24 protein-coding genes, 1 tRNA gene and 4 pseudogenes are annotated in these 25333 nt (G+C 47.0%); 7 read left to right on the forward strand and 22 right to left on the reverse strand.

Annotated features, from left to right (window positions below; all coding sequences use genetic code 11):
- Positions 1-57: 57 nt before the first annotated feature.
- The 9 genes and pseudogenes from EOS98_RS17365 to EOS98_RS17405 all read right to left on the reverse strand — a co-directional run bounded on the left by EOS98_RS17365 (position 58) and on the right by EOS98_RS17405 (position 6808).
- A complete protein-coding gene (locus EOS98_RS17365) occupies positions 58-417 on the reverse strand; it encodes a DUF4156 domain-containing protein (RefSeq protein WP_000722978.1) in 360 nt (119 codons plus the stop codon).
- Between the two features lie 57 nt (positions 418-474).
- Complete coding sequence (locus tag EOS98_RS17370) at positions 475-699, reverse strand: membrane protein (RefSeq protein ID WP_000737127.1); 225 nt, start codon at positions 697-699, stop codon at positions 475-477.
- Positions 700-709: 10 nt separating this feature from the next.
- Positions 710-1351, reverse strand: coding sequence for a helix-turn-helix transcriptional regulator (locus tag EOS98_RS17375; protein WP_000610824.1), 642 nt, complete (start codon positions 1349-1351; stop codon positions 710-712).
- Positions 1352-1494: 143 nt separating this feature from the next.
- Positions 1495-2019 (reverse strand): Ail/Lom family outer membrane beta-barrel protein, encoded by a 525-nt coding sequence (locus tag EOS98_RS17380; protein ID WP_000830237.1) that lies wholly within the window; start codon positions 2017-2019, stop codon positions 1495-1497.
- 401 nt (positions 2020-2420) lie between these two features.
- On the reverse strand, positions 2421-2909 hold the full coding sequence (locus tag EOS98_RS17385) for a hypothetical protein (RefSeq protein WP_000545419.1): 489 nt from the start codon (positions 2907-2909) through the stop codon (positions 2421-2423).
- The gene (locus EOS98_RS17390; protein WP_000081368.1) at positions 2882-3625 is read right to left on the reverse strand and encodes a transcriptional regulator; all 744 of its coding nucleotides are present in this window, start codon (positions 3623-3625) and stop codon (positions 2882-2884) included. The genes EOS98_RS17385 and EOS98_RS17390 overlap by 28 nt, the downstream gene beginning before the upstream one ends.
- 99 nt (positions 3626-3724) lie before the next feature.
- Positions 3725-5299 carry an EAL domain-containing protein gene (locus tag EOS98_RS17395; protein WP_126524244.1) on the reverse strand — a complete coding sequence of 525 codons (1575 nt, stop codon included), beginning with the start codon at positions 5297-5299 and terminating at the stop codon, positions 3725-3727.
- Positions 5300-5800: 501 nt separating this feature from the next.
- Positions 5801-6101: pseudogene (locus EOS98_RS17400) on the reverse strand (hypothetical protein).
- Positions 6074-6808, reverse strand: coding sequence for a winged helix-turn-helix domain-containing protein (locus tag EOS98_RS17405; RefSeq protein ID WP_023139048.1), 735 nt, complete (start codon positions 6806-6808; stop codon positions 6074-6076). The pseudogene EOS98_RS17400 and the gene EOS98_RS17405 overlap by 28 nt, the downstream one beginning before the upstream one ends.
- 663 nt (positions 6809-7471) lie before the next feature.
- Here EOS98_RS17405 and EOS98_RS17410 point away from each other — a divergent pair.
- From EOS98_RS17410 to stbE, 5 genes are all read left to right on the forward strand, one after another.
- A complete protein-coding gene (locus EOS98_RS17410; RefSeq protein ID WP_000062033.1) occupies positions 7472-8008 on the forward strand; it encodes a fimbrial protein in 537 nt (178 codons plus the stop codon).
- 61 nt (positions 8009-8069) lie between these two features.
- Positions 8070-8831 carry a fimbrial biogenesis chaperone StbB gene (gene stbB / locus EOS98_RS17415; protein WP_126524245.1) on the forward strand — a complete coding sequence of 254 codons (762 nt, stop codon included), beginning with the start codon at positions 8070-8072 and terminating at the stop codon, positions 8829-8831.
- Positions 8815-11376: a fimbrial outer membrane usher protein gene (locus EOS98_RS17420; RefSeq protein WP_126524246.1), complete on the forward strand. Its 2562-nt coding sequence runs from the start codon at positions 8815-8817 to the stop codon at positions 11374-11376. The genes stbB and EOS98_RS17420 overlap by 17 nt, the downstream gene beginning before the upstream one ends.
- Positions 11377-11380: 4 nt before the next feature.
- The gene (gene stbD, locus EOS98_RS17425) at positions 11381-12706 is read left to right on the forward strand and encodes a fimbrial usher protein StbD (RefSeq protein WP_126524247.1); all 1326 of its coding nucleotides are present in this window, start codon (positions 11381-11383) and stop codon (positions 12704-12706) included.
- Entirely contained in the window at positions 12672-13430 is a 759-nt protein-coding gene (stbE, locus tag EOS98_RS17430) for a fimbrial biogenesis chaperone StbE (protein ID WP_001749082.1), read from the forward strand. Before stbD ends, stbE begins: the two co-directional genes overlap by 35 nt.
- Before the next feature lie 47 nt (positions 13431-13477).
- Here the strand turns inward: stbE and EOS98_RS17435 are convergent, their stop codons facing one another.
- Entirely contained in the window at positions 13478-13876 is a 399-nt protein-coding gene (locus tag EOS98_RS17435; protein ID WP_000766847.1) for a hypothetical protein, read from the reverse strand.
- A 691-nt stretch (positions 13877-14567) separates the two neighbouring features.
- Here EOS98_RS17435 and EOS98_RS17440 point away from each other — a divergent pair.
- Entirely contained in the window at positions 14568-14840 is a 273-nt protein-coding gene (locus EOS98_RS17440; protein WP_001675688.1) for a hypothetical protein, read from the forward strand.
- On the opposite strand, the gene EOS98_RS17445 is transcribed toward EOS98_RS17440, so the two are convergent.
- The 9 genes and pseudogenes from EOS98_RS17445 to EOS98_RS17485 all read right to left on the reverse strand — a co-directional run.
- Complete coding sequence (locus EOS98_RS17445) at positions 14785-15750, reverse strand: LysR family transcriptional regulator (RefSeq protein ID WP_126524248.1); 966 nt, start codon at positions 15748-15750, stop codon at positions 14785-14787. The two genes, EOS98_RS17440 and EOS98_RS17445, sit on opposite strands and share 56 nt — an antisense overlap.
- Before the next feature lie 33 nt (positions 15751-15783).
- Positions 15784-16698 (reverse strand): alpha/beta fold hydrolase, encoded by a 915-nt coding sequence (locus EOS98_RS17450; RefSeq protein ID WP_047373146.1) that lies wholly within the window; start codon positions 16696-16698, stop codon positions 15784-15786.
- Positions 16698-17576, reverse strand: a complete 879-nt coding sequence (locus EOS98_RS17455; protein ID WP_000780210.1) for a fumarylacetoacetate hydrolase family protein — start codon at positions 17574-17576, stop codon at positions 16698-16700. The genes EOS98_RS17450 and EOS98_RS17455 overlap by 1 nt, the downstream gene beginning before the upstream one ends.
- 14 nt (positions 17577-17590) lie before the next feature.
- Positions 17591-18217, reverse strand: coding sequence for a 3-isopropylmalate dehydratase small subunit (leuD, locus tag EOS98_RS17460; RefSeq protein WP_126524249.1), 627 nt, complete (start codon positions 18215-18217; stop codon positions 17591-17593).
- 1 nt (position 18218) lies between these two features.
- Positions 18219-19640, reverse strand: coding sequence for a 3-isopropylmalate dehydratase large subunit (gene leuC / locus EOS98_RS17465; protein ID WP_001274862.1), 1422 nt, complete (start codon positions 19638-19640; stop codon positions 18219-18221).
- 131 nt (positions 19641-19771) lie between these two features.
- Positions 19772-21010, reverse strand: coding sequence for an MFS transporter (locus EOS98_RS17470; protein ID WP_077909702.1), 1239 nt, complete (start codon positions 21008-21010; stop codon positions 19772-19774).
- A gap of 340 nt (positions 21011-21350) precedes the next feature.
- Positions 21351-21674, reverse strand: coding sequence for a DUF1889 family protein (locus tag EOS98_RS17475; protein WP_001539227.1), 324 nt, complete (start codon positions 21672-21674; stop codon positions 21351-21353).
- Between the two features lie 109 nt (positions 21675-21783).
- Positions 21784-21855 (reverse strand): hypothetical protein, encoded by a 72-nt coding sequence (locus EOS98_RS25150; protein WP_071604630.1) that lies wholly within the window; start codon positions 21853-21855, stop codon positions 21784-21786.
- Between the two features lie 4 nt (positions 21856-21859).
- Positions 21860-22225, reverse strand: a pseudogene (locus EOS98_RS17485) (diol dehydratase reactivase ATPase-like domain-containing protein); the annotation flags it as partial.
- 66 nt (positions 22226-22291) lie between these two features.
- Here EOS98_RS17485 and EOS98_RS17490 point away from each other — a divergent pair.
- Positions 22292-23455: pseudogene (locus EOS98_RS17490) on the forward strand (IS3 family transposase).
- A 17-nt stretch (positions 23456-23472) separates the two neighbouring features.
- On the opposite strand, the pseudogene EOS98_RS17495 reads toward EOS98_RS17490, so the two are convergent.
- From EOS98_RS17495 to proA, 3 genes and pseudogenes are all read right to left on the reverse strand, one after another.
- Positions 23473-23727: pseudogene (locus tag EOS98_RS17495) on the reverse strand (Arm DNA-binding domain-containing protein); the annotation flags it as partial.
- Positions 23728-23890: 163 nt separating this feature from the next.
- Positions 23891-23966, reverse strand: a tRNA-Thr gene (locus tag EOS98_RS17500).
- Between the two features lie 115 nt (positions 23967-24081).
- Positions 24082-25332: a glutamate-5-semialdehyde dehydrogenase gene (gene proA, locus EOS98_RS17505; RefSeq protein ID WP_094965256.1), complete on the reverse strand. Its 1251-nt coding sequence runs from the start codon at positions 25330-25332 to the stop codon at positions 24082-24084.
- Position 25333: the final 1 nt, after the last annotated feature.

Below are 25333 nucleotides of genomic sequence, written 5' to 3' on the forward strand. Positions count from 1 at the left end.
CCGCGTCGCCAGTGCGGCGCGCGCGCTAAACAGGCATATATTACCTGCGAAATAAGGTTAACGAGGGCAACGATAAACGTTCCCGCTTAACGTGACATTCGTTTGTTTGCTTGAGCCCGAACCGTGCCATGAACTTCCTGTCTGGCCTGCACGCTGGGTTAACAGGACTACCGTATTTCCGCCCATTTTATAAGCTTTGTTTTTCAGATCGTTACGGGCACCCGTTTCCAGGTTACTGTTGGAAGTCCAGCCACCGGTAAAGAAATTCCCCTGGCTGCCCGTGATATCCCCTAAGTAGCTGCATTCCTTACCTGGCTCGCTGGTCATCACCCGTACCTGTTCAGCGCCATAATTCAACGAATTAGCGCTACATGCGGTTAAAGCCAAGCCGACGAAACATACTAAGATCTTTTTCATACTAATACCTGGTCTATTAATCATTAAATAATAACGCGTTCTTGCTTCTGAACGCCGTCAAGGAACTATATTTAAGATGTAACGAATGTCTTTCATTTGCTGAAGAAAAGTCTCTGTCATGATGCTATCATGTATGCTTGAGGCTATTTCTTGTTCAGTTTTTTCAATATGCTCTCTGAGCCTTATTTTTGTTTTTTCGTCAAGCGCCGAGATAAGTATCTTAATGGCAAGCAGCATAGTAGGATTGATGCTTTCACACTCTCTCATCGTTAACTTTTTCATCTTGTTTGCTTCAAGCCTGATCGGCGTTTTTGTCTACACGGCAAATTTTAGATGCGAAAATATGGCGACTTCTTTGGTAAATAAATAGCAAATGGAAAAAGCGTTTGAAGCCATATTTACGACAGATACGCAATCTATGAATGTACAAAGTCTTACGACTCATGCCATAGCTACTGGCGATCTGACTCATCGACTTTTTATATAAAAAGTGCCATAACAACTCCTCCTCCTTTTTTGTCAACGGCGCAAGTTCACCGACCGCTACATCGTTTGCACAAGCGTATTTAATGAAATGCTCAATAAAAACAGGCTTTGCCAAATCGGGATCGATATCAGGATCTCTATCGCAGCCATGTGGATAAAGTTTTCCAATATCTCTGCGCGTGAGCCAGATTCGACGAGCATGTGGATAATGCTGCATGAGCGCCTTAAAACCTTTCCAGACCCCCTGAATCAAAACTCGTCCATCAATAATAATTATGATATCTTCGCTAGCTGATATCTGACACGAATTATATTCTCCATTGAGTGGGAACATAAAGCACTTCCCATCCTCAAAGAGTGAAGCGATGCCTAAATAAGTATAATAATCATCCGTTAAAACTATACCTATCGTTTTTAACGGAAGTTGTTCCGATAGTGAATTTATCATAATTTCATCAATAGAATAACGCTACGGTGAGTGTTTTATCTTCCTCTTAAGATTACCTGACTGATTATAACCATCCCTATTCTGTAGCAGCACCATATTATTTTTAATTCCTTGCCATAAACGTAACGCTTATACTTTTAATATCAGAAGCGATAACCTACGCTGACACCAAATGTATTGGTATCCACAGCGAAGAAACGACTGGCTTCCCATGATGCATCGATAGATATACTCTTAACTGGATTAAATATTACGCCAGCGCCGTAGGCAAAGGAGTCTTCTTTTGAGTGTTTATTAAATTTCATCGTCGCTATACCCGCATTGCCGTACAGGCTCACATAGTCATTAAAACGATATGTTGGTCCAAACATCAAAGAACCATAGTCTACAGAATCGGAACCATTTTTATGCAATTTCCCCTCTTTCCAGGTGTAATTCTCCATTTCATTGCGCGTCGCGGTGAATGAGCCTAACATCCCCCAGGTCTCATTAAACTCGTAACGATATTTAAAATTAAAGCCTCGCAGATCTTTGCTATCGCTATTTTTCAATGAACTGAGATGAGTTTGTGCATAACCAAACGATACGGTGTGCTGATCGTTAGCCAAAGCTAAAGGTGACGCTAGTAATAAACCTAAAAAAACAAGGAACGAAGACCGTCTTTTCATTAAAACCACTCCATTTTTGATATATAATTAAGGCGGTACCGGAACTTATGGCACACAAATAGCATTTAGATTAAGAGCACCTAATGCGCTTATTACCAGTCATGCCAACTGCGGAGGTAATATAACCTGATATATTCGATAATGGATATGAAATCAGTCTTACAGAGTTCTTACTTTTTTATTAATGGCGGATTCATAGTTGCTTCAGACCCGATCCTGGCATCGCATCCGTCAGGCGGACTGCGAGAGGTTATCAGCGAGTATCAGTCACCTTCCCGAAGAGTCAAAAATTCATAACTAACTGTTTTATATGCATTTTAATTAACATTCAAGTTAACCTTTACCCTTGCGGAGGGCAATTTCGCAACTCGCTTTCTGACGCATTCAGACAACATTCAGATCTACTGCGCGGTACAAACGTTATAAAGCTGCCGATTAAGAGAATAAAAAAAGGTTTTCTCACCCACTTTAGATATTCGAATCTCATTAGCCGCTTCCGGATGCAGAACCCGTAAATATGATAACAGATCGCCAGCCGTGTCCGTGGCAAAGACTTTTACCTGGGATACTTCGAACGTATAAACACCAGGCGCTGTTCGATGTAAATTTTTCATATATACGTCCCGGTATAATATTTTTACACCGTTATCTTTTGTTTTTATTTCATATTGAAGCGTAATTCTCTTCATCTTAAAATCAAGAACAAGACTGCCATCGGCATGGATATCTTTAGGTTGTATCGTCGTTACCGTTCTTGTCGTACATAAAAATTCATTAGTATTAATAGAACTATGGTTACTGTTTCGTACCCAAACTACCATCAGTACGACTGAAACAGCCAACATTCCAAGCGTCGCCACGCTTAATAACGTTCTTTTATGGAAATGCATTTCGGCTCCGCTATATCAAGTTGGTTAAGACACTGGACAAAAATATTTGTATTAGGAACGCGAATGTAATAAATGATTTTTCCGTTTTGTTTATGTATTTCATTACTCATCTCAGAGTAAGCTTCAACGATATCCGTCAGATGGGTTTTATCATGCCCGACACTATAAAAAGTGTATCCATCATACGAACCCTGGAGGGTAAAGTAATCAATATTTTCACCCTTAACTTTATACATCATAAAAAACATCAGAAGCGCGGCCAGGCAAAAGTAGAGCCAATCTTTTTTATTCACAGCGCCCGGTATTGGGGTAATAATAGTGTCATCGTGCCGCACTTCAACCGTCGATACTTCTGTTTCAGCAACAGCAGGCAACGGCGTATTTTGCGCCTCATCACTCAACGGTTCAATGGAAACTGAGAGTAAAACCCCCACGCGAGGGCGAGTCACAACAGACGCCCCCTTAAGACCAATTTTATCAAATGATCCTCGTAGCTGGTTAATCAGTTTATAATAACTGGCATCAGAGACCACGACACCTTTGCGCCCCCAGACATAGTTAATTAAATCATCTTTTTTAAAAAGGCCTTCATGAAAAGCGATAAGCAAACTGCGTTCCGATTCAGATATCGTTATCGACTCTCCGGCGCAGGAAAGCGTCATTCGTTCACAATCAAGAATAACTCTTTTGTCAATCAGATAATTGTTCTGACTCATAAAAATATCCGCCCCAGTGCTATCACGTTTCTTCACGGCATAAACATATTACCAGGATATATCGCGCTATTGAATTTTTTTCCGTAGCGAACTCCTGTATTATTCAGCCACCAGGCCACTCGCAGATTCGTTTTCCCCCTTGAGCAGACCATTTTGCCTCTGGGCCGACTTGCCAAGCCAGCTCATAAAGTCATTAGCCTCCATCGGCCTGGCATAAAGAAATCCCTGAACGAATCCTACCCCGTGGCTTAAGATATAACGCAATTGGTGCTGGGTACTGACCCCTTCGGCAACCACATTGAGCCCCAGTCGCTGACTCAGCGTAATGATAGTATCCAGGACAGGAACATCATTGCTGCTGGTATCAATGGTATCGATAAACGTTCTGTCTATTTTAAGAGAGTCTACAGGTAATTGCTGGAGATAGGAGAGTGAGCAATAGCCGGTTCCAAAATCATCAATCGCTATTAACACGCCTTTTTCACGGAGCGTTGAAAGTTTTTCTGCGACCTGTGAAGGTTCTACAATCAGGCTACGTTCGGTGAGCTCCAACATAAGCGTTATCGTTCCCAAACGAGTCCTGAGCGCCTCTATATCTTGTATAAAACCGTCATCCATAAGATGCGCAGGCGATATATTTACGCTGATATAGAAATCATCCGGTACAGTCCAGTTTATCACGTCATGAGCAATCAGTTCGAACAGATGACGAGAGAGTGGAATAATCATGCCTTCATTTTCTGCGGCGGTAATAAAAATATCCGGGGTTATAAAACGGCCATCCGGTTGCGGCCAGCGCATTAGCGCCTCCACGCCACCGCAACTACCGTGTTTAACATTAAAAACAGGTTGATAATGTACCGTAAACTCATTGTGCGTTATTCCCCTGGCAATCTCCCGGGCCAGAGATAAACGTTTTAAATACCAGCGCCTGTAGAACAACATCATCCCTACAGAAAGACACAATGACAGCGGAACAAAAATAAAAAGGTTTTGTAACCAGTATGCCGATAACGTTGAGAAAGGGGTTCGCACCATCAGCTGGAGAGTGTGATCGGTTGAGGTGAACCGCTGCGTTAAAAACGCCTTACCGCGCAACGTCGCAGCGCTGGTAATCGCCTCCCCTGCGCCGAATGTCAGGCTAAAGGCTGATGCTCTCTCTGCTGCCAATATCTCTATGAGCTCCTGGACATACTGCGAATCCACAATGACGAAGGCCGCTTTATTCGCTGCTACTTTTTTCACATAAACCACAACAAGGCGATCGGGTCCTTCGGCCATACTACCGATAGATCGCAACCACCGTTCCGGATAAGAAGCAGGTAAAGAAAGCCCTGCCAGCCGGGAAAAATGATAGCGTTCGGTTCCGGTGACAAAGGAGCAAGTGATATCGCCATTTTCCAGAAACCCAATGTCACGGACATAAGGAGTGAAGGCCCGCGTTCTGGACAGTTCTTTCAGCGTGTCAGTACAGGAACTCTCAGCCAGTCTGGCGGCTTTTCCGGCGACTTGCCAGGAGGCGGCAGATATATCCGCGCTAAACCGCAGCAGCGTATTGGCGCTGACGGCGATATCTCGTTTTAGCTGGGAGATACCCGCGAGTAACCCCACCAATATCATTACGATCAGTGGAACGGCAATAAACAACATCAGAAATAGCTTTCTTACTTTCAAATCATTGCCCTCTTACCGGCCTTCCTTTTGCCACTGTACGCTTTTATAGGATAACTAAAGTAACATTAATATAGAAAAGCAATATTGAGAGATAGGTTATACGTTCTTAATGATAGCAAGATGGCACTCTCTGTGCCGAAAATAGACAAGAAAATATCAATACCCAACAGGTGCAGGATACTATCGTTAAAATAAGCGATAGCAGATATCTAAATTCAATATGTTAGCCTGATACCAGGTTCGCTGCCTGATGAGGCATAACCATCACGGAACGAATTCCCATCAATACAGGGATTATTAGCTACAACTCAACGTTACTACTGGTGGTACACACATTATACAAATGCCGATTAAGCGAAAACATGTAGGTATTTTTCCCAATTTTGACCATCTTTAACTCATTAATCGTACCAGGCTGTAACAGTCTCAACCAGGAAAACAAATCGCCAGCAGTATCAGACTCAAAAGTCTTAACTGAATTGACTTTAAAAGTAAATGTTTTCATACCCGTTCTGCGTAGTTTGCTGATGCAGATATCACGAAAAAAAAGCCGTTTCTCTTTCGTATCGGTAGTAACATCGTAGTGTAGGGTAATCCTGCCGGATTTAAGATCCAGCACAAGTCCACCATCCATGTACAATTTTCGTGGTTCAATATACGCTTCTGATTTTGTCGTGCATATAAGATTGTTGGTTCTATAAGAGTCACGATTTACCCACTCAAGCGCTATTACCGATCCGATTGCGACAATGGCGATAAATATTACAAATATAATCAGTAACGTTCTTTTACTGTAATACATTTTGGCACCGCCATTTCAACAGGATTTAAGCATTGCAGAAAAATATTCATATTAGGCTCCCTGATATAATAAAGATGGCGTCCATTTTGCCGGTAAACTTTAATTTTCAGAGAGTTAAAAGCAAAAACTACTTCACTTAATGTGACCTTATCCTCTTTTGTTTTATAGATTGCATAATCGTTATATTCGCCAAGATATGTAAAAAAACTATCAGGGCTGTTACGAACAGGCGCTTTATATATAGTAAATACACCATAGAGCAATGCCAGAAGAATGGCTCCTGCTAATACCACAAATACGCTGTGACGTTTAATTTTGTAAAATATGTTCTCCCGAGTCGGGGTGCCTTTAACGTTTTCATCACTCACCTTTAGGGAGGTGATTTTTTTTATAGGTTCAATGGCAACAGACAGCGACACCCCCACCCGAGGGCGAGTTACGATGTCAGATGACTGTAGACCGATGCTACTAAAATCATTTCTCATTTGATTAATGAGTTTATAGTAACTTGATTCTGAGACGCAGCCTCCACGATTTTCCCAAACAAAATGAATAATATCTTCTTTTTTGTAAAGACCATGCCAAAAAGCAAGAAGCAGATGGGTCTCAGCTTCTGATATTCTGATTATCTCATTACCATGCGATAAGGTCATCTTCGTACTATCAAATACAACACGCTTATCAAGTAAAAATATGCTTTCATTCATGACAATCCTAAAGGTAACTGCATCCATCATTCAGACGACATATTATCATGCTCAAAAAAGAATTCAGCCCCCTAATTAACCTGAGTTTAACTTATAAGTCTCACTTATAGTAAACAATAATTGACACAAGTATTACCTGCACATTACAAATCAAACAGTTATAGGTAAATCTGAACAATTCTCTTTACCTTAACGCAAACTCAGGAAACTTCTGAAAGGCCAAAAGTAAGAAAAAAGTAAGACTAATTATACTGTTTCAGGAGCACATTTCAGAAAATTTACCTTAATCTCACCATCGTATTATCCATCGGGAGGTTTAACTGATGCGGATTTTACATAGCAAAAATGTGCAGGTTTGTATTGCAACATAGTCTATCTATTCAGACGCGGAGAGAATTGTTATCGGATTACACTCAATCAAATGATAACACTATCAGTTGTACTAATGAGATGCATGGACGAAAGCGCTTATCGCTCTATTTCATGATAAGAGAAATAAGTCTGTTTGTTTTATATCGCATTATCAATAGTCAGGAGGGTATAGCTCACATCCAAAAATAGAGTTAATGATCGTTATTTTTACCACTCCTCCATAAGCACGAAACATTCGGGCGAATTGCACTCGTCCTGAAAAAGTAAAGATTAATACAGGAACATTATCATATGTCTATGAAAAAATATTTAGCAATGATCACAGGCTCGCTTCTTGTCTCCAGCAGCGCGATGGCTGTTTCTGATAACACCATCACCTTTCAAGGGGAAGTCTCTGATGAAACGTGCTCTGTCGTGATTAATGGTAATCAGGCTAAACCCGTCGTGTTATTGCCAACAGTAAGTACTAAAGACTTATCAGAACAAGGGAAAACTGCGGGCCCAATAACGTTTGATATTGGGCTGTCCGGGTGTACCGGCTCTAAGGACAAAACAACAAAAATTTCCACTGTCTTTGTCGGTAATCAGGTCACCAGTAACGGTAACCTGGGTAATACTGGCAGCGCGAAAAATGTTGAAGTCCAATTACTCGACACTTCAGGGGAGCCAATCAATCTGACCGGCGGCTTTACTGGCGACGGCGACCTACAACTGGAACCAAATGCTTCTGAAGCGAGCGCGACTTATACCGCGCGGTATTACTCTACCGGGAAAGCAGAGGCTGGGACAGTCGCTGCCACCCTACAATACGCCGTTTCGTATAAATAATTGTCGCTACGGTCTGGCGTTGAAACGCCAGACCATTTTCAATCGCCAGGGAGTTGTTGAGATGAAAATGGATACCCGACATTCCGCATTATATTACTTAATAGTTTTTCTATTGCTGGCCCTACCCGCCACAACATCGTGGGCGAGCGTTACTATTTTGGGTAGCCGAATAATTTACCCATCAACAGCCTCCTCCGTAGATGTGCAGTTAAAAAATAATGATGCAATACCTTATATCGTACAAACCTGGTTTGACGATGGCGATATGAATACCAGCCCGGAAAATAGCAGCGCGATGCCGTTTATTGCCACGCCGCCAGTATTTCGTATTCAACCCAAAGCAGGCCAGGTGGTACGTGTAATTTATAACAACACGAAAAAATTGCCGCAGGATCGTGAGTCAGTATTCTGGTTTAACGTATTACAGGTACCACCAACGAATATTGGCAGCGACAGTGGGCAAAATAAAATGTTGGTGATGCTGCGCTCAAGAATAAAACTTTTCTATCGTCCTGACGGGCTAGGCAAACCTGATAATCTGGCGAAAAAATTACAGATTAAAACGGTAAATAAGGGTTCCGGAAAAAGCGGTATTGTTATTGTTAATCCGCAGCCCTGGTTTGCCTCTTTAAGTAACCTGAATGTAAAAGTGAACGGCGCTTCGTATAACCTGGATGCTGACATGATTGCCCCTTTCTCCAGTCAAACCTGGTGGCTGCCGGGCAAACGGCCACTCAAATCCTTCTCCGGTACAGTCACCGTTACTTTGGTTAACGACCTGGGCGCAAGGATAAGCGAGAGCTACGATGTCCCCCACCATTAATTTGAACCGCAAAAGCCTTGCGCTATTGATCGCCATAGTTTGCTCAGGCTCCGCGCAGGGTGAAGAGTATTATTTTGATCCTGCGCTACTTCAGGGGGCCACTTACGGACAAAATATTGCCCGTTTTAATGAACAGCAAACGCCTTCCGGAGACTATCTTGCCGACGTTTACGTTAATGGCACGCTGGTAACCTCGAGCACTAATATTCGATTTAATGCTGTAAAAGAGGGTCAACAGACTGAACCCTGCCTGCCCTTATCGGTGATGAAAGCGGCACAGATAAAATCACTCCCCGCGACCGACGCTGCGACCGAGTGTCGCCCGCTCAGGGAGTGGGTACCTCATGCCGGCTGGCAATTTGATAGCGCCACGCTTCGCCTGTTGCTGACGATTCCAATGACCGAACTTACGCACAAACCGCGCGGTTATATCTCCCCTTCAGAGTGGGATAGCGGCGCGCTGGCGCTGTTTTTACGCCATAACACAAACTGGACCCACACCGAAAATACCGACAGCCATTATCGCTACCAATACTTATGGAGCGGTTTAAACATGGGCGTTAACCTCGGACTTTGGCAGGTCCGTCATCAAAGTAATCTGCGCTATGCCAATAGCAACCAGAGCGGAAGCGCCTGGCGCTATAATAGCGTTCGAACCTGGGTGCAAAGACCTGTCGCGTCTATTAACAGTATTCTGTCGCTGGGCGATAGCTATACGGACTCCAGCTTATTCGGCAGTCTGTCTTTTAACGGAGCTAAACTTGTCACCGACGAGCGGATGCGCCCGCAGGGCAAACGCGGTTATGCGCCGGAAGTTCGGGGCGTAGCGGCCAGTAGCGCGCACGTGGTAGTAAAACAACTGGGGAAAGTGATTTATGAAACCAACGTTCCGCCGGGCCCATTTTATATTGACGATCTGTACAACACCCGTTATCAAGGCGATCTGGAGGTAGAGGTTATCGAGGCCAGCGGTAAAACCTCACGTTTCACCGTGCCTTATTCTTCCGTGCCGGATTCGGTACGTCCCGGTAACTGGCACTATTCGCTGGCCTTCGGCAGGGTTCGTCAGTACTACGATATTGAAAATCGTTTCTTTGAGGGAACGTTCCAGCACGGCGTTAATAACACCATTACCCTCAACCTCGGTTCACGAATTGCGCAGCGTTACCAGGCATGGCTGGCGGGCGGCGTCTGGGCCACCGGTATGGGCGCGTTCGGCCTTAACGCCACCTGGTCGAACGCGCGCGCAGAGCATAACGATCGCCAGCAAGGCTGGCGCGCGGAACTCAGTTACAGCAAAACGTTTACCACCGGCACTAACCTGGTACTGGCGGCTTATCGTTATTCAACCAACGGCTTTCGCGATCTTCAGGACGTGCTCGGCGTACGCCGGGAAGCAAAAACGGGGATTGATTACTACTCCGACACGCTGCATCAACGCAATCGCCTGTCCGCGACGGTAAGCCAGCCGTTAGGACAGCTTGGCACGCTTAACCTCAGCGCCAGCACCGCAGACTACTACAATAACCAATCGCGTATAACACAGCTACAAATGGGATATAGCAACCAGTGGCGGAATATAAGCTACGGGGTGAATATCGCACGACAGCGCACCACCTGGGATTACGATCGCTTTTATCACGGCGTTAACGAACCACTGGACGTGAGTAGCCGACAAAAATATACCGAAACCACAATGTCGTTTAATGTCTCTATACCGCTGGATTGGGGCGAAAACAGAACGTCTGTCGCTATGAATTATAACCAGTCCAGTCAAAGCCGTTCCTCAACCGTATCCATGACCGGCAGTAGCGGTGAAAACAGCGACCTGTCATGGTCGGTTTATGGCGGCTACGAGCGTTATCGCAATAGTAATAGCGATAGCAGCGCGCCAACGACGTTTGGCGGTAATCTACAACAGAACACCCGGTTTGGCGCACTTCGCGCCAACTATGGCCAGGGTGATAACTATCGTCAGGAAGGGCTGGGCGCGTCCGGCACCCTGGTACTTCACCCTGGCGGTCTGACGGCTGGCCCCTATACCAGCGATACCTTTGCGCTTATTCATGCCGATGGCGCGCAGGGCGCGATCGTACAAAATGGCCAGGGCGCTGTGGTTGATCGCTTTGGTTACGCCATTCTGCCTTCGTTATCTCCTTACCGCGTCAATAACGTTACGCTCGATACCCGTAAGATGCGCAGCGATGCCGAACTGACGGGAGGAAGTCAGCAGATTGTGCCGTATGCTGGCGCCATCGCGCGTGTCAATTTCGCCACTATCAGCGGCAAAGCAGTGCTGATCTCCGTGAAGATGCCGGATGGCGGCATACCGCCAATGGGCGCTGATGTTTTCAACGGTGAAGGCACAAACATCGGCATGGTCGGCCAGAGTGGGCAGATTTATGCCCGTATCGCCCATCCGTCGGGTTCTCTACTGGTGCGCTGGGGAACAGGGGCAAACCAGCGTTGCCGGGTTGCCTACCAACTCGATCTTCACACCAAAGAACCGTTTCTCTATCTGAACAAAATCTGCGAGAAGGAATAGCACAATGCTTTTTAGTTTCCGAACGCTATTGTTTATCACGAGCCTGTTCGTCAGCGCCGGAACATGGTCGTCATGTATCAAAGTCACCGATAAGAGCGCGCTCTCTGACGCGGCGATAAAAGCGGGCTACACGGCGCAAAACTGGATCGGCGCAACTGACACGAATACCGGTAATATCGGTTTGCCAACGGTGATTAGCGTCAGTAATAGTGAAACATTTCAACCCTCCGGCACACTATTGGCCAGTGGGATCGGTAACTTCCTGACGGCCGCCACCAGCACGCCCTATTCCAGTAAACAGGTACTTTACCGCTGCGATTCCGCCGATGCCGGGAAGCTCTATGAGATGTATTCGACAAATGGCGATAGCGCTTTTGCGGGGGCATTTTTTACTCCCGAAGTAGAAGGCGCTTATTATGATGTGGAGCGTAATGTTGCTGTCCGTATGACAAACCTCAGTACCGGCGAATATTACAGCCGTTTCTGGAAAGAACGCCAACTTACCGCAGACAGTTGGTTTCAGGATGACAAATATATTTATATTCCTGCCAGCGCGTTTAGCAACGTGCTATATGAGATGTTTAAAATTGACTCAAGAAAATATTTTGCCTACCAGAATCCAATGGACCGAGATACCTGGACGCAGCCTCGGGGTTATATCGCGTTTAAAGGCCCAGGCTTGATTACCGAGCGGATCAAAGCGGGACTGGATCATGCCAGCGATTATTATGGCTGGCCCAGCTATTGGCCCGGGGCATGGAGTACATATAATAGCGTCACCTATGTTCGCGGCGCGTTATGTAAAATCACAGATTATCCTGCGATCGTGAAAATTCCCCCTGTCGCCGTCGGCATATTAGCCGCCGGAGGTAATAGTCAGGCGCCTTTCCACGTCAGCCTGGAATGTGAGTCCGGTGCCGTGTCCAGTGCCCTCCCGTCCACCAGCGCCGCTAATGTCGCAATGGGGTTTGTCGTTAATCAACCCACCGCCGTGGCGGCGGCGCGTCGCCTGGGGCTAACCACATCCGCAGGCGGTCTGTCGTGGCTACTGGACACCCATTATGGCGAACCTGGCGTAGCTTCCGGAGTGGGTATCCGCATCTATAACGATGCCGGTACGCCGATTAACCTGTTACCCGATCGGATCAAGACAGGCACTGGCAACGCCCGAGGCTGGTATGGCTATAAAGATTTAACCACACGGGTATCATCCGGTTCAGTAGAAACCTACAGCGGTGATTTTACTGCCTCGCTTGAGGCGATCGGCGGACAAATAGTAACGGCAGGAAGCGTGAATGCGCAATTACAGGCAGTGGTTAGTTTTCAGTAAAGTCATATTAACGCTACTTGGGTTGACGGGATGGTATGGCCCGGCACAAGCTGCCGTTAATATTGACAGAACCCGAATTATTTTTGCTTCAGATGAGGTCGCTCAATCGTTGACATTATCCAACGATAATACAACGCCGATGCTGTTACAGGTATGGACCGACGCCGGAAACATTGACGCCTCTCCGGATAACAGCAAAACGCCGCTGGTGGCGCTGCCGCCGGTATTTAAAATGCAGCCAGGAGAACTGAGAACGCTTCGCCTGCTCCTGAGTTCCCGCCAGCAGCTGGCAACGGACCGGGAGAGTCTCTTCTGGCTAAACATTTATCAGATACCGCCAGTCACCCAGGACATTAAAAACCACCCGCGAAAACTGGTGTTACCGCTTCGTTTGCGGCTAAAAATTTTAATTCGCCCGACCGGATTAAAAGCGCCAACGGAAGCGGAGGAGAAAAAATTACGCTTTATTGCTAAAGAGAATACTATACGGATAGTTAACCCCACCTCGTGGTATATGAGTTTAACGTTAACGATGGATAACAAGAAAAGTATCGGCGATATCATGGTTGCGCCGAAAACAGCACTTGATGTGCCGCTAACACGCTCGCCAACGCCGGGAGCATCGATAAATTATGCAGTAATCAATGACTCCGGGAACTGGCGACAATATACCGCCATACTGGAAAAATATATTAGTGAGAATGATTTTACTCCTGAGTTTTGATGGGAAATATTCAGGGATACGATCGTATCCCTGAGACAGGCCAGAATTCAGCATGTACCATTGTCAAAAATAGCATTAAGCTGATATTTTACTTTTTGCACGGTATCTTTGTTCTGTTGAGTTCCCTTCTCCTCAACAGACATATCCCATACGTTTTTATTATCTGATTCAATTAATGTGTAGGACGTATTATTATTACGCATCATATAACCACGAAAATTATTTTCGATGCCCGTTGTCACAGGCTTAGCAACCCCTGAAATAACAGACTCCGTCTCTTTATTGAAAAGCTGATATTGAATATTTGCGCAGTTTAAATCACAGGGGGAACATTTAAGATTTAAAACAAGCAGTATCGTGTTATTTTCAAAAACAAGGGCATAATGATTGCTGGCAGATGAACATAACGGGAATAGCGCGAGAAGGAGAATTATTATCAATTTCATATGCTTATATAGACTCCATCAAAGAAAACTTTCATTTCACGCCCCTGAGAATAGCGAAAGGCATACCATGCAGAACGAATGCTTTCCGAGCTGACGTCCTCATAGACATTTATATCATGCTCAGCAAGTATGCGAGAAAGAAAATGAGAAGATTGTTATGACAGAAAAGGTTGTAACGATAACAGGAACAATACCTATTTCATATTCATTTAATTAATAATATTAATTTTCTATTTCATCTTTAGTAATACCCCCAATGGATTTTCCGCCTATAATGCTGCACAGGTAGCTACTTCTCTTTTGCTGTGAGAAAACATTACATTGGTATAACTAATGAGAATGAGCAGAGGCATTAAGTCACGTAATATTGCGTTTCCTCTGTTAAGGCTTTTGTGTGAAAAGAGCATTACTTTTAGTCAGTTAGGTAGCATTACATAAGCATAACTAAATTTGAGAAAACCTCGAAAAATCAGCATATTGAATTGATGTATGGTATTGTTTTTTAAAAGGATTTTAATTGCCAACCTGCGATAATACGCTTAAGATGAACACATATCTATTGAGCTAAAGTAGTCGCTCAATCAATCTGATTGTTATGGAGTGAGTGTGTGATACTTACAATGCCATCCAGCCGATACCAATAGAATCCTCAACCTCCGATAATTGTCACCCAAAAATCAGGAGATAAAATATGACGTTAAAACCAGGTGAGAAATCCGGTAATAATGGAGGTATCTATGTGGAGGTTGGGCCGCGTGGTGGGATAAAAGATAACTTCGCCACGATAGCGGAAACAAAACCGCGCCACCAACGCAACGCCCTAAAAGCTACTGGGTGCTGGCAAAAAGAACACCTAACAGTAAACGTAAGTCAGAGCATCTGGCGCCACGACAGTTGGCGCCGACTGATCACAGTACGCCCGGTGCTTTACCGCCTGGCAAGCATTGTGCAAGATGCTCCGTGAGGAAATCGATGCAGATTTTGATACGATCAGAACTTGATGAACGCCGGGTATATACAGCCCAGATATTCGCTTCCTGATACCAGTGAGGCAACACGCGAACCAGCTCATCTCGTTCAATATACTGCGCAACATCCCATTCCGACCGCAATGTAATGCCATGGCCTTTCAGGGCCCAAATAAGCACCACACTGCCGCTGTTGGAAGAATGAAAACCGTTTAGTCGGCAATGTGTCTGCTGCTTACCGTCCGTTAATATCCAATTGCCAAATGCCGAGTTTTTTTCCTGAATCATTAGGCAATCGTGCTGCACAAGCGCACTAACAGACTCTGGCTTGCCGTGGCGTTCGAGGTATTCAGGGGAAGCACACAGGATCCGTCGATTAGTGGCTAACTGCCGTGCGATATACAATTCGTTGATATCATCCCCAACGCGAATTTCAATATCGATCCCCTCTTCCACCAGATCCACTTCACGATCCGTTAGCGTGAGTTTTACCGTAATATCAGGATAGGCGATCATAAATGACGACAGCGCCTCTGCGACATATTTATGCCCAAAACCAAATGAGCAGTTGATGGTGATATTACCAGCCAACACACCACGTTGATTATCCAAACGACTGACAAAACCATCCATTTCACTGACGACCTGCATAGCCCCACCCAGCGCATTTTCGCCTTCCGGTGTGAGACGCATCACTCTGTTATTTCGAAAAAAAAGCCGGGCGTTGAGACATTTTTCAAGGATAGCGATACGTTTGCTGATATAGGAGGGAGATAACCCCAGCTCCAGCGCTGCCCGGGCAAATCCACCGTTGCGAGCAACGGTGACAAAAACGAAAAGATCTTCAACAGAAGGCCAGCCCTCAAGGGGCTGGCGATGTTTTTTTCCTACAGGTGTCGTTTTCATAGCATCAGTGCGAAGTTGCAAAGGATGACCGAGTTATAACACTGAATGTAAAAAGGACTGAAGTTTCTGGATAAAGTACTCAGGACACTCTTCCTGCGGGGAGTGTCCGCAAGGCAATGCTTCCCCCTGAACGTTTAGCGCCTTTTCTTTCCAGGTATCAACCACATCATATAGTTGCCCTACCGTTCCCAGTCCGCCCCACAGCAGCTGCAACGGGCACCGGATACGCGCCGACGTATCTGCGGCATCATCGTCCAAATCAATGGTCGCAGCAGCCCGGTAGTCCTCACAGATCGCGTGGATCATCTCAGGGTTCTGGTAACAGCGCAGGTATTCATTGAATGCTTCCTGCGAGGTCGCGCCCTCTATTTTTAGCTGGCCAGAAATATGCTTACGTAGAAAAAATGCCGGATCGTGCGCAATCATCGTTTCGGGTAACGGGAAAGGTTGAATCAGGAAAAACCACCAAAAGTAACGCGTAGCAAAGGATTTATCGGTCAAGGCGTACATCGTCGCGGTTGGAGCAATGTCGATAAAAGTACAACAGGTCACACGATCCGGATAATCCAGCGCGAGCCTGTGTCCTACGCGTCCGCCACGATCATGCCCTACGAAGGCAAAACGGGAAAAGCCGAGCGCATCCATTAACATGACGATATCCTGCGCCATGGTGCGCTTTGAATAGGTACGGTGCGCCGGATCGCTCGTTGGTTTATCGCTGTCGCCATAGCCACGCAAATCCGGCAAAATGACTGTATGATTTTGCGCCAATGTCGGTGCGACTTTCCGCCATGTTGTATGATTCTGCGGATGCCCATGTAGCAGTACCAAAGGTGAACCGCTGCCTCCGATAGCCACTCTTACCGTCAGACCATTTTCCAGACGAACATCCTTGAGCGCAAACCCCGGAATAAACGGAGAGGCGCCGCATTCAATCAGTGTACTCATCACTTTCTCCCGTCATGCCAGCTAACAGATGATGTTAAATAACGGCTATCCCGGACGACATTGCGCAGGGTTCCAATATGTTCAATCTCAACTTCAATAACATCACCATCGTGTAAAAACAGCGGTGGAACGCGTTTTTTGCCCACTCCACCAGGCGACCCTGTGAGGATCGTGTCGCCAGGGGAAAGCAGAGTAAAGGTGCTTATATAAGCAATGAGTGAAGCGATAGGATGGATCATATTTGCCGTAGATTCGTTCTGCACCTCCCGCCCGTTTAGTCGTGTCAGTAAACGTAGCATCTGGGGATCGGGAATGTCGTCTGTGGTCACCAGACACGGACCGAATGATCCTGTCGAAGGCCAGTTTTTTCCAGCCGTAAACCAGCTATGCTGCCAGTCCCTCACTGAACCATCCATATAGCAGCTGTATCCGGCGACATAATCTAAAGCATCCTCAGCGCTGACCCGGGAGCATCGCCGCCCAATCACTACGGCTAATTCACCTTCGTAGTCGAACTCATTGGTATTTTCAGGCTTCAGCAGCAGGCCATTATGCCCGGTCTGAGAATCCGCAAAGCGGACAAAAAGGGTTGGGGCCGGGTTGGTTTCATTAAACTCAATACGCTTATCGGCGTAATTCATTCCGACACAGATGATCTTCTGCGGATCGTCAATCACCGGCAGAAAAGTGACTTCCTGGTAGTAATAATCCGCCGGCTCATCACACCATAACGCCGCATCCGTCAGCGCATTAGCGCACAGTAGAGATTTCAAAGTGGGATATTTGTCGCCAAGCCGCTGCGAGAGATCAATTATTCCGGTTTCCTGCATAATGCCGTAGCGTTTGCCACCGTTCACAAGATATTGAACCAGTTTCATTGCAGTCTTCTTCCTTAACCGCGCGGAGATGCAGGGCGTTTTAACCACGGCCGCCGTGAATAATGCGCAACCTCAAAATTTTCAATCTCCGGCAAGTATTGCAATGTCCAGGCTATCGCATCTTCGCCTGCGGCCAGCATCGCCCGTTTGAGTTCACTGATCACAAAGGAGATCGTTTCCTCTGCCGTCGTAATTTCGCAGCGATCGAGTGAAACAGTGATAGAATTGGTACCAGCACTCGCGGCAAGCTGCGCCAGGCGCGCCAAAGCAGGTTCATCTAATGAGACCGTGAGGATCCCGTTGCGTTGGCAGTTATCATCGAAAATGCCTGCAAATGTGCTACCTATCAGCCCCCGTATTCCCAGTTGTTTTAATCCCCATACGGCGTGTTCACGACTCGATCCACAGCCAAAATTGGGGCCAACCAGCAGGAATGTCGCGCTCTGCCAGCCCGGCATGTTCAGAATAAAATCAGGATTTGGTTGGCCGCCAGCCATAAAGCGACGATCGAAAAACACCCCTTTATCCAGCCCCTGGCGATCGATCCCTTTCAGGAACTGTTTTGGCATAATCACATCAGTGTCGATATTCGGTTCCAGCATCGGCGCAATTCGCCCGCTGATTTGCTTAAACGTATCCATCTTATTCCCCTGCCTGAAGTAATGACCGAACATCGACCAGATGCCCCTCTACCGCCGCCGCCGCAACCATCGCCGGGCTCATCAAATGCGTTCTTGCTCCAGCGCCCTGTCGTCCAGGGAAATTACGGTTCGTACCTGATGCACAGCGATCGCCGGGCGACAACACATCTTCATTCATCGCAAGGCACATTGAGCAACCCGACTGCCGCCATTCAAAACCGGCAGCAATAAAGATTTTCGCCAGTCCTTCTTCTTCCGCCTGGCGTCTTACCATTGTTGAACCAGGCACTATGATCCCGCGAACATGGCTGGCGATTTTGCGCCCTTCAAGTACCTTCGCAACGGCACGCAAATCCTCAATGCGACCATTTGTGCATGAACCAATAAAAGCGTGAGAGATACGAATATCTTTCAGCAACATGCCAGCCGTTAATCCCATGTAATGAAGGGCCTTCTCAAGCGCCAGGCGCTTAAGCGGATTGGTTTCCTGTTCCGGGAAAGGCACACGTCCGGTGATGGAACCTGTTTGATCCGGACTGATTCCCCAGGTGACTTTAGGCTCAAGATCATGGCAGTTGATCGCCACCGTCTTATCAAATACCGCATCAGCATCGCTGCTCAACTGTGACCATTCCAGCAATGCCTGCTGCCAGAGTTCACCTACAGGCATTTGCGGTTTACCGTAGATATAGTCAAAAACCTTTTTATCCGGCGCAATAATGGCACCACGCGCCCCCGCTTCTACCGCCATGTTGCAGAGCGTCATTCGTCCTTCAACGCTCAACGCGCTGATGGCCTCACCCACAAATTCAATGGCATATCCGGTCGCGCCATCAGCGCCAATACGTTCAAGCAATTCAAGAACAATATCTTTTGCGGAACAGGCGAAAGGTAGCTCTCCCTGAACACTTACGCGCATGGTTTTGAGCTTGCGGTAAACCAGCGTCTGCGTGGCCAGCAGATGTTCAATTTCCGACGTCCCGATACCAAAGCCCAGCGCGCCAAATGCACCATAGGTTGTCGTGTGACTATCCCCGGCGGCGATCACCATGCCAGGCATCACTAGCCCTTGTTCATGAGCAACCACGTGTTCAATCCCCTGACGCGGATCCAGCACATCAAATAATGTGATGCCAAAGTCAGCGGCATTTTCCCGAAAGTAATCAACCTGTAGCTGTCCTCCCGGATCGGTCATTAAGACATCCCGTTGCGACCGCGTGGGATTAACATGGTCAATATTCAATAAAAACGTGTCGGGGTGCCGAACGGTGCGACCGCGTTCTCTTAACCCGCTAAATGCCTGCGGGCTGGTATATTCATTCAGTATTGAACGATCAATATAAAGTAAAACATGTCCTTCGTTATCAAGTTCACGAATGGTATGTGACTCAACTAATTTTTCATACAGCGTTTTAGCAGACATATATATTCCTGGAGCAACGAATATCCGGGTAGCCAAATATTCACAATTTAAGCTTTTAGCTATAGTGACACATTAATGAAAAAATGATGATTCCATTATGGAAAGTATAAAAACACACTTCGTGTCTATAATCAGAAACTCTCCTGAACTGACTGTTTTTTGATTTGCGGTTGTTTCTCATATTTTGCGAAAATAAACCGGCAGATAAATAATCCTATCCCCAGCATCATCAGACATGATGCCGCAATAGCATTCCATCCCTGCCAGGAGAAAAGATACCCGTTTAAATACCCCATTACTGCACCGCCAGAGTAGTAGCAAAGCAGATAAAACGATGTCGCCTGTCCTTTTGCGTTTGGACTCCGTGAACTGACCCAGGCTAATACGGTGGAATGAGCAGAGAAAAATGCGACTGACAGTAAAACGATACCTGAAATGAAAACCCACAGAGAAGGGGCGATTAGCGTAAGAAATGCACCGACCATCATACAGATGATCAGCATACTGAGCGCATTCATCGACCCAATATTCAACGCGACACGGGCAGCATATGGCGCAAGAAAAAAAGTTAATGAGAAGCTAACTGGAATCAAACCTATCCAGGTGTAGCTCAGCTCATAAGGCGGTCGATGCAGGTAAAACGCCAGAAAATTAAAGATGGACGTAAAAGAGCCGAAAAGAATAAATCCAATGACAAAACATAATGATACGCGGATATTCTTAAAATGTTCCAACCCGCCTTTCAACACTGCACCAAGCTGTAGTGAAGGTGTAGGAACAAACTGTCGGGATGTCGGGAGAAACAACTTCACCGCGAGTGCCATAGCAATCAGAACACCACCGAAGATAAAGAAAATCGTATCTATAGATACATGCTCCATCATCAAAGTTGCAAACACACGACCAGACATACTCCCTAGCGAATTGCCAAAAATAAAATATCCAGTAACAATCCCTGCCAAAGCAGGAGAGACTTCTTCACTGATATAGACTGTAACGGCCGCCGTAATACCACTTACTGCAATGCCGAGCAAAGCGCGGTATACCACCAGCATCGGCCATGATGATGCAGTTGCGCACAATAGAGTTAAAATACCTCCTGCCAGCAACGAATAAAAAATGATTGGCTTTCGCCCAAAACGGTCAGATAACGTGCCGCTAAATAACATGGCTAATGCCAGAAACCCCACCTCAGCAGACAAAATCATCCCTACCTGATTCAATGGGATATTATAAACCTCACTTAACTTTGGTAATAAAGCCTGGATTGAATATAAAGAAGCTAACTCTGCCAAACCCGCCAGAGGTAATATCATTAAAACAGGCAAGTACTTACCTATTGTCTCTTCAATATTATTTTTCATACACAATGTTCCGTAAAAGATCCTGATTGCCATCTGCCTGTTTGCCAACAAACATCCGTGTATACAATATTTATCTTTTACGTTTACAGAATTGACAGCGTTCACATTTTATTTTTCTTAATAGAGACGAAATGGAATCAAGTGTTTTATGAAATGTAGATCATCTAAGAATGACGCGGTAATGGCAACGTAGTAAGTTATGAACTATATATTTATTCAATAAATATATAGACATTAATTTGACGAAAAGAAATGAATCGGCAATCCAAAACTGTCACTGGCAACCCTTCTGGACGCCGCCATCCTTAGATGGAAACGTCCGTTAGCGTTTTATTCGATAGTCAGCTCACACGAGTTCTTTGAGCTGCTCCTGCATATAGGTCGAAAAATACTCTGGGTTTTTGATAAGGATGCGGTTACCGGAGGCGACTTTTTCTGCCCATCCGGCCACTTTTTTCGTGAACTCAGGATTCCATCCCTCCTGCTCACCCCGTGCCACCACAACTTCCGGGCTTACTGGCACGCCTAAATCATGCAAATACTTTAAAATTCCCTTAGCGGTACTTTCATCCATTGAATGGGGTACTGACGCCGATGTGTTCATACCACCAATAAAATCCAAGGCTTTTTCAATTGCTGTTGGCATGCTCTTATCCTTAAAATTAACCACGTGAGAGACACCTTGATACTATGTACCCAACTCCGCCGGGATATCAAAGAGAACATCGCCTTTCTTTGACTTACCCCGCAGCTAAACGCTTTCGCGGCTATTTTCTGCACTATTTTTTGGCTTCTCCGGCTAAAACCAGCCCGGTCGCCACCGCATTGCGCGGGCCTTCAGTACCACGGATATTACCCTGCCCGGCGACAACGCTGTACTACGCCATCGTTATTGATAATGGCGGCATCGGTGGATCCTGCGCCTAAATCGAGGATCGCCAGCGGAGCGGCGCATCCAGGCGTCGTTAACGCGCCAGCCACAGCCATGTTGGCTTCCACACCACCGACTTCAACTGGGGTATTTAACCGGGCGCTTAGCTCGCTGGCGATAGCCTGCATCTGTAAGCGATCGGATTTCACCATCGCCGCAATGCCAACGGCGTTTTCCATTGAACATTCCCCGGCAATGCCACCCTGCACCGCGCGGGGAATAAACGTATCCACCGCCAGAAGATCCTGGATATGCACGGCGTTCATGTCATGACCGGTCAGCGAGGCCATTGATCTTACCCAGCAATAGTGGACACGCGACTAAGTGAGTAAACTCACAAGTAAGAAGTGACTCACATGACAAAACCAGCATCAACCACCAAAAAGCCACGCAAGCAGCACACGCCTGAATTTCGTCAGGAAGCCCTGAAACTGGCTGAACGCATTGGGGTAGCCGCTGCCGCCCGCGAACTTAACCTGTATGAATCACAGCTCTACAACTAGCGAAGCAAACAGCAAAATCAGCTCTCTTCTTCTGAACGCGAGCAGGAGATGTCCGCTGAGATCGCCCGTCTGAAACGTCAACTGGCAGAACGGGATGAGGAACTGGCCATTCTCCAGAAGGCCGCGACATACTTCGCGAAGCGCCTGAAATGAAGTATGTCTTCATCGAAAACCATCAGGCTGAGTTCAATATCAAAGCCATGTGCCGTGTATTATCAGGTTGCCCGTAGCGGCTGGTACGTCTGGCATCAGCGTCGTCATCAGATAAACCGGCGTCAGCGGTTCCGCCTTGTCTGTGATAACGTCGTCCGGGAAGCATTCAGTGACGCAAAACAACGCTATGGTGCGCCACGCCTGACGGATGAGCTTCGTGCTCAGGGTTACCAGTTCAACGTGAAAACCGTGGCGGCCAGCCTGCGTCGGCAGGGGCTGCGGGCGAAAGCCTCGCGCTGGTTCCGTCCGGTCAGTTACCACAAACATGGTCTGCCAATCTTAGAGAATCTGCTGAAGCAGGACTTTTACGCCAGCGGCCCGAATCAGAAGTGGGTGGGTGACATCACGTATCTTCGCACTGGTGAAGGCTGGCTTTATCTGGCCGTGGTTATCGCTCTGTGGTCGCGGTCAGTCATTGGCTGGTCGATGTCTTCGCGGATGACAGCACAGCTGGCCTGCGATGCGTTACAGATGGCGCTGTGGCGGCGTAAATGTCCGGAAAATGTCATCGTGCATACAGACAGAGGCGGTCAGTACTGTTCAACGGATTACCAGAACTTACTGAAACGCCATAATCTGCGGGGAAGTATGAGCGCCAGAGGTTGTTGTTACGACAATGCCTGTGCGGAAAGCTTCTTCCATACGCTGAGGGTGGAATGTATCCACGGAGAGGACTTTGTCAGCCGGGAAATAATGCGGACAGCAGTGTTTAATTATAGTGAGTGTGATTACAATCGGTGGCGTCGTCACAGTGCCTGTGGCGGTCTCAGTCCGGAACAATTTGAAAACCAGAACCTCGCTTAGGGTTGTACCCATATTACGCGGGTAGGATCACAGTTCTTTCCTTCTGCCACAAGTTTTCGGGCATCATCACGACGAGAACTGGCATCTGCAAGTGTGATCGTCGGATACACACCCAGCGAGATCATTTTTGGCTTACCGGCAAAACGATAACGGAACCGCCAGCTCTTGCTTCCATTAGGTTCAATTAGCAATGACAACCCTTGCCCATCTCCGAGTGTATAGGCTTTAGTTTCAGGCTTAGCGCGGCGAATCTGCATATCGTTTAAAGGCATGTGGATAGGAATCCAAGACCGAACAGGAACATATACACAATCCTATACACATTCAGTGTCGGATTCTACTGGATGGTTACGGACGGTGATGGACAAAAAAGCAATAAAGTCGTTATAAATCAGTGTATTTATGGATGAATACGGACATTTGAGGAACTTGAGATGGTGCCGATAATAGGAGTCGAACCTACGACCTTCGCATTACGAATGCGCTGCTCTACCAACTGAGCTATATCGGCCCTGAGAAGGGTGTGTTCACGCGGGTGAATCACGGGGTAGAAGGTTAAAACTAACCGGGCGGTGCGTCAATAGCCTTGCTACTCAACCGGCTATTTTTGCACCGCTCGTCATTAATTACGCACGAATCGTACCATCGCCAAAGCCGATCCACTTATAGGTGGTAAGCGCTTCAAGCCCCATCGGACCGCGGGCATGTAATTTCTGCGTGCTGACCGCCACTTCTGCGCCAAGCCCAAACTGCCCGCCGTCGGTAAAACGGGTAGAGGCGTTCACATAAACCGCAGCGGAATCCACTTCGTTCACAAAACGCGCAGCATTATGCATATCACTCGACAAAATCGCATCGGAGTGCTGAGTACCATGTTCGCGAATGTGAGCGATAGCGCCATCCATATTTTCGACCACCACAACGTTCAGATCCAGAGACAGAAACTCGTTATCCAGCTCTTCCGGTTTCAGCGGCACCAGTTTGGCAGGGCCATGCAGCTCCTGCATGACGGTTTCATCCCCATGCAACGTCACACCGCTCTCCGCCATCTGCTTGCTCAGCGCAGGCAAAAAGCGTTCTGCGATGTCCTGATGCACCAGCAAGGTTTCCACCGTGTTACAGGTGCTCGGGCGCTGGGTTTTGGCGTTGACGATAATCTTCAGCGCCGGGGCGATGTCTGCGCTGCTATCGACAAAAATATGGCACACGCCAATCCCGCCGGTAATCACCGGAATGGTGGATTGCTCGCGGCACAGTTTATGCAAGCCTGCGCCGCCGCGCGGGATCAGCATATCGATGTACTTATCCATACGCAGCATTTCATTGACCAGCGAACGGTCCGGATTATCAATCGCCTGAACCGCCGCCTCCGGTAAACCGCAAGCTTTCAGCGCCTTCTGAATGACACGAACGGTTGCGGCATTCGTGCGATGCGTCTCTTTCCCACCGCGTAGAATCACCGCATTACCGGTTTTCAGACACAAAGAAGCCACATCAACGGTAACATTCGGACGCGCCTCATAGATAACGCCAACCACGCCCAACGGCACGCGGCGGCGCTCCAGACGTAGCCCGCTGTCCAGCAGACCGCCGTCGATCACCTGCCCGACCGGGTCGGCGAGATTACAGACCTGGCGCACATCGTCAGCAATCGCTTTCAGACGCGCAGGGGTCAGCGCCAGGCGGTCCAGCATCGCTTCGCTCAGGCCATTGGCTCGCGCCTGCTCAACATCTTGTACGTTCGCGCTGAGGATACTTTCCATTTGCGCTTCCAGTTCATCGGCTATTTTTTCCAGCACGCGATTTTTTTCGCCGCTGGAGAGCAGCGCCAGCTTATACGACGCCGCTTTAGCAGCAATGCCCATTTGTTCCAGCATA

The sequence above is a fragment of the Salmonella sp. SSDFZ69 genome, from assembly GCF_004010755.1.
In the GTDB taxonomy this organism is placed as follows: domain Bacteria; phylum Pseudomonadota; class Gammaproteobacteria; order Enterobacterales; family Enterobacteriaceae; genus Salmonella; species Salmonella enterica.

What these genes read in the sequence shown, in the direction of transcription:
- EOS98_RS17365 (WP_000722978.1), bottom strand. Translation starts at nt 417, where the DNA reads ATGAAAAAGATCTTAGTATGTTTCGTCGGCTTGGCTTTAACCGCATGT.
- EOS98_RS17370 (WP_000737127.1), bottom strand. Translation starts at nt 699, where the DNA reads ATGAAAAAGTTAACGATGAGAGAGTGTGAAAGCATCAATCCTACTATG.
- EOS98_RS17375 (WP_000610824.1), bottom strand. Translation starts at nt 1,351, where the DNA reads ATGATAAATTCACTATCGGAACAACTTCCGTTAAAAACGATAGGTATA.
- EOS98_RS17380 (WP_000830237.1), bottom strand. Translation starts at nt 2,019, where the DNA reads ATGAAAAGACGGTCTTCGTTCCTTGTTTTTTTAGGTTTATTACTAGCG.
- EOS98_RS17385 (WP_000545419.1), bottom strand. Translation starts at nt 2,909, where the DNA reads ATGCATTTCCATAAAAGAACGTTATTAAGCGTGGCGACGCTTGGAATG.
- EOS98_RS17390 (WP_000081368.1), bottom strand. Translation starts at nt 3,625, where the DNA reads ATGAGTCAGAACAATTATCTGATTGACAAAAGAGTTATTCTTGATTGT.
- EOS98_RS17405 (WP_023139048.1), bottom strand. Translation starts at nt 6,808, where the DNA reads ATGAATGAAAGCATATTTTTACTTGATAAGCGTGTTGTATTTGATAGT.
- EOS98_RS17410 (WP_000062033.1), top strand. Translation starts at nt 7,472, where the DNA reads ATGTCTATGAAAAAATATTTAGCAATGATCACAGGCTCGCTTCTTGTC.
- stbB (WP_126524245.1), top strand. Translation starts at nt 8,070, where the DNA reads ATGAAAATGGATACCCGACATTCCGCATTATATTACTTAATAGTTTTT.
- EOS98_RS17420 (WP_126524246.1), top strand. Translation starts at nt 8,815, where the DNA reads ATGTCCCCCACCATTAATTTGAACCGCAAAAGCCTTGCGCTATTGATC.
- stbD (WP_126524247.1), top strand. Translation starts at nt 11,381, where the DNA reads ATGCTTTTTAGTTTCCGAACGCTATTGTTTATCACGAGCCTGTTCGTC.
- stbE (WP_001749082.1), top strand. Translation starts at nt 12,672, where the DNA reads ATGCGCAATTACAGGCAGTGGTTAGTTTTCAGTAAAGTCATATTAACG.
- EOS98_RS17435 (WP_000766847.1), bottom strand. Translation starts at nt 13,876, where the DNA reads ATGAAATTGATAATAATTCTCCTTCTCGCGCTATTCCCGTTATGTTCA.
- EOS98_RS17440 (WP_001675688.1), top strand. Translation starts at nt 14,568, where the DNA reads ATGACGTTAAAACCAGGTGAGAAATCCGGTAATAATGGAGGTATCTAT.
- EOS98_RS17445 (WP_126524248.1), bottom strand. Translation starts at nt 15,750, where the DNA reads ATGAAAACGACACCTGTAGGAAAAAAACATCGCCAGCCCCTTGAGGGC.
- EOS98_RS17450 (WP_047373146.1), bottom strand. Translation starts at nt 16,698, where the DNA reads ATGAGTACACTGATTGAATGCGGCGCCTCTCCGTTTATTCCGGGGTTT.
- EOS98_RS17455 (WP_000780210.1), bottom strand. Translation starts at nt 17,576, where the DNA reads ATGAAACTGGTTCAATATCTTGTGAACGGTGGCAAACGCTACGGCATT.
- leuD (WP_126524249.1), bottom strand. Translation starts at nt 18,217, where the DNA reads ATGGATACGTTTAAGCAAATCAGCGGGCGAATTGCGCCGATGCTGGAA.
- leuC (WP_001274862.1), bottom strand. Translation starts at nt 19,640, where the DNA reads ATGTCTGCTAAAACGCTGTATGAAAAATTAGTTGAGTCACATACCATT.
- proA (WP_094965256.1), bottom strand. Translation starts at nt 25,332, where the DNA reads ATGCTGGAACAAATGGGCATTGCTGCTAAAGCGGCGTCGTATAAGCTG.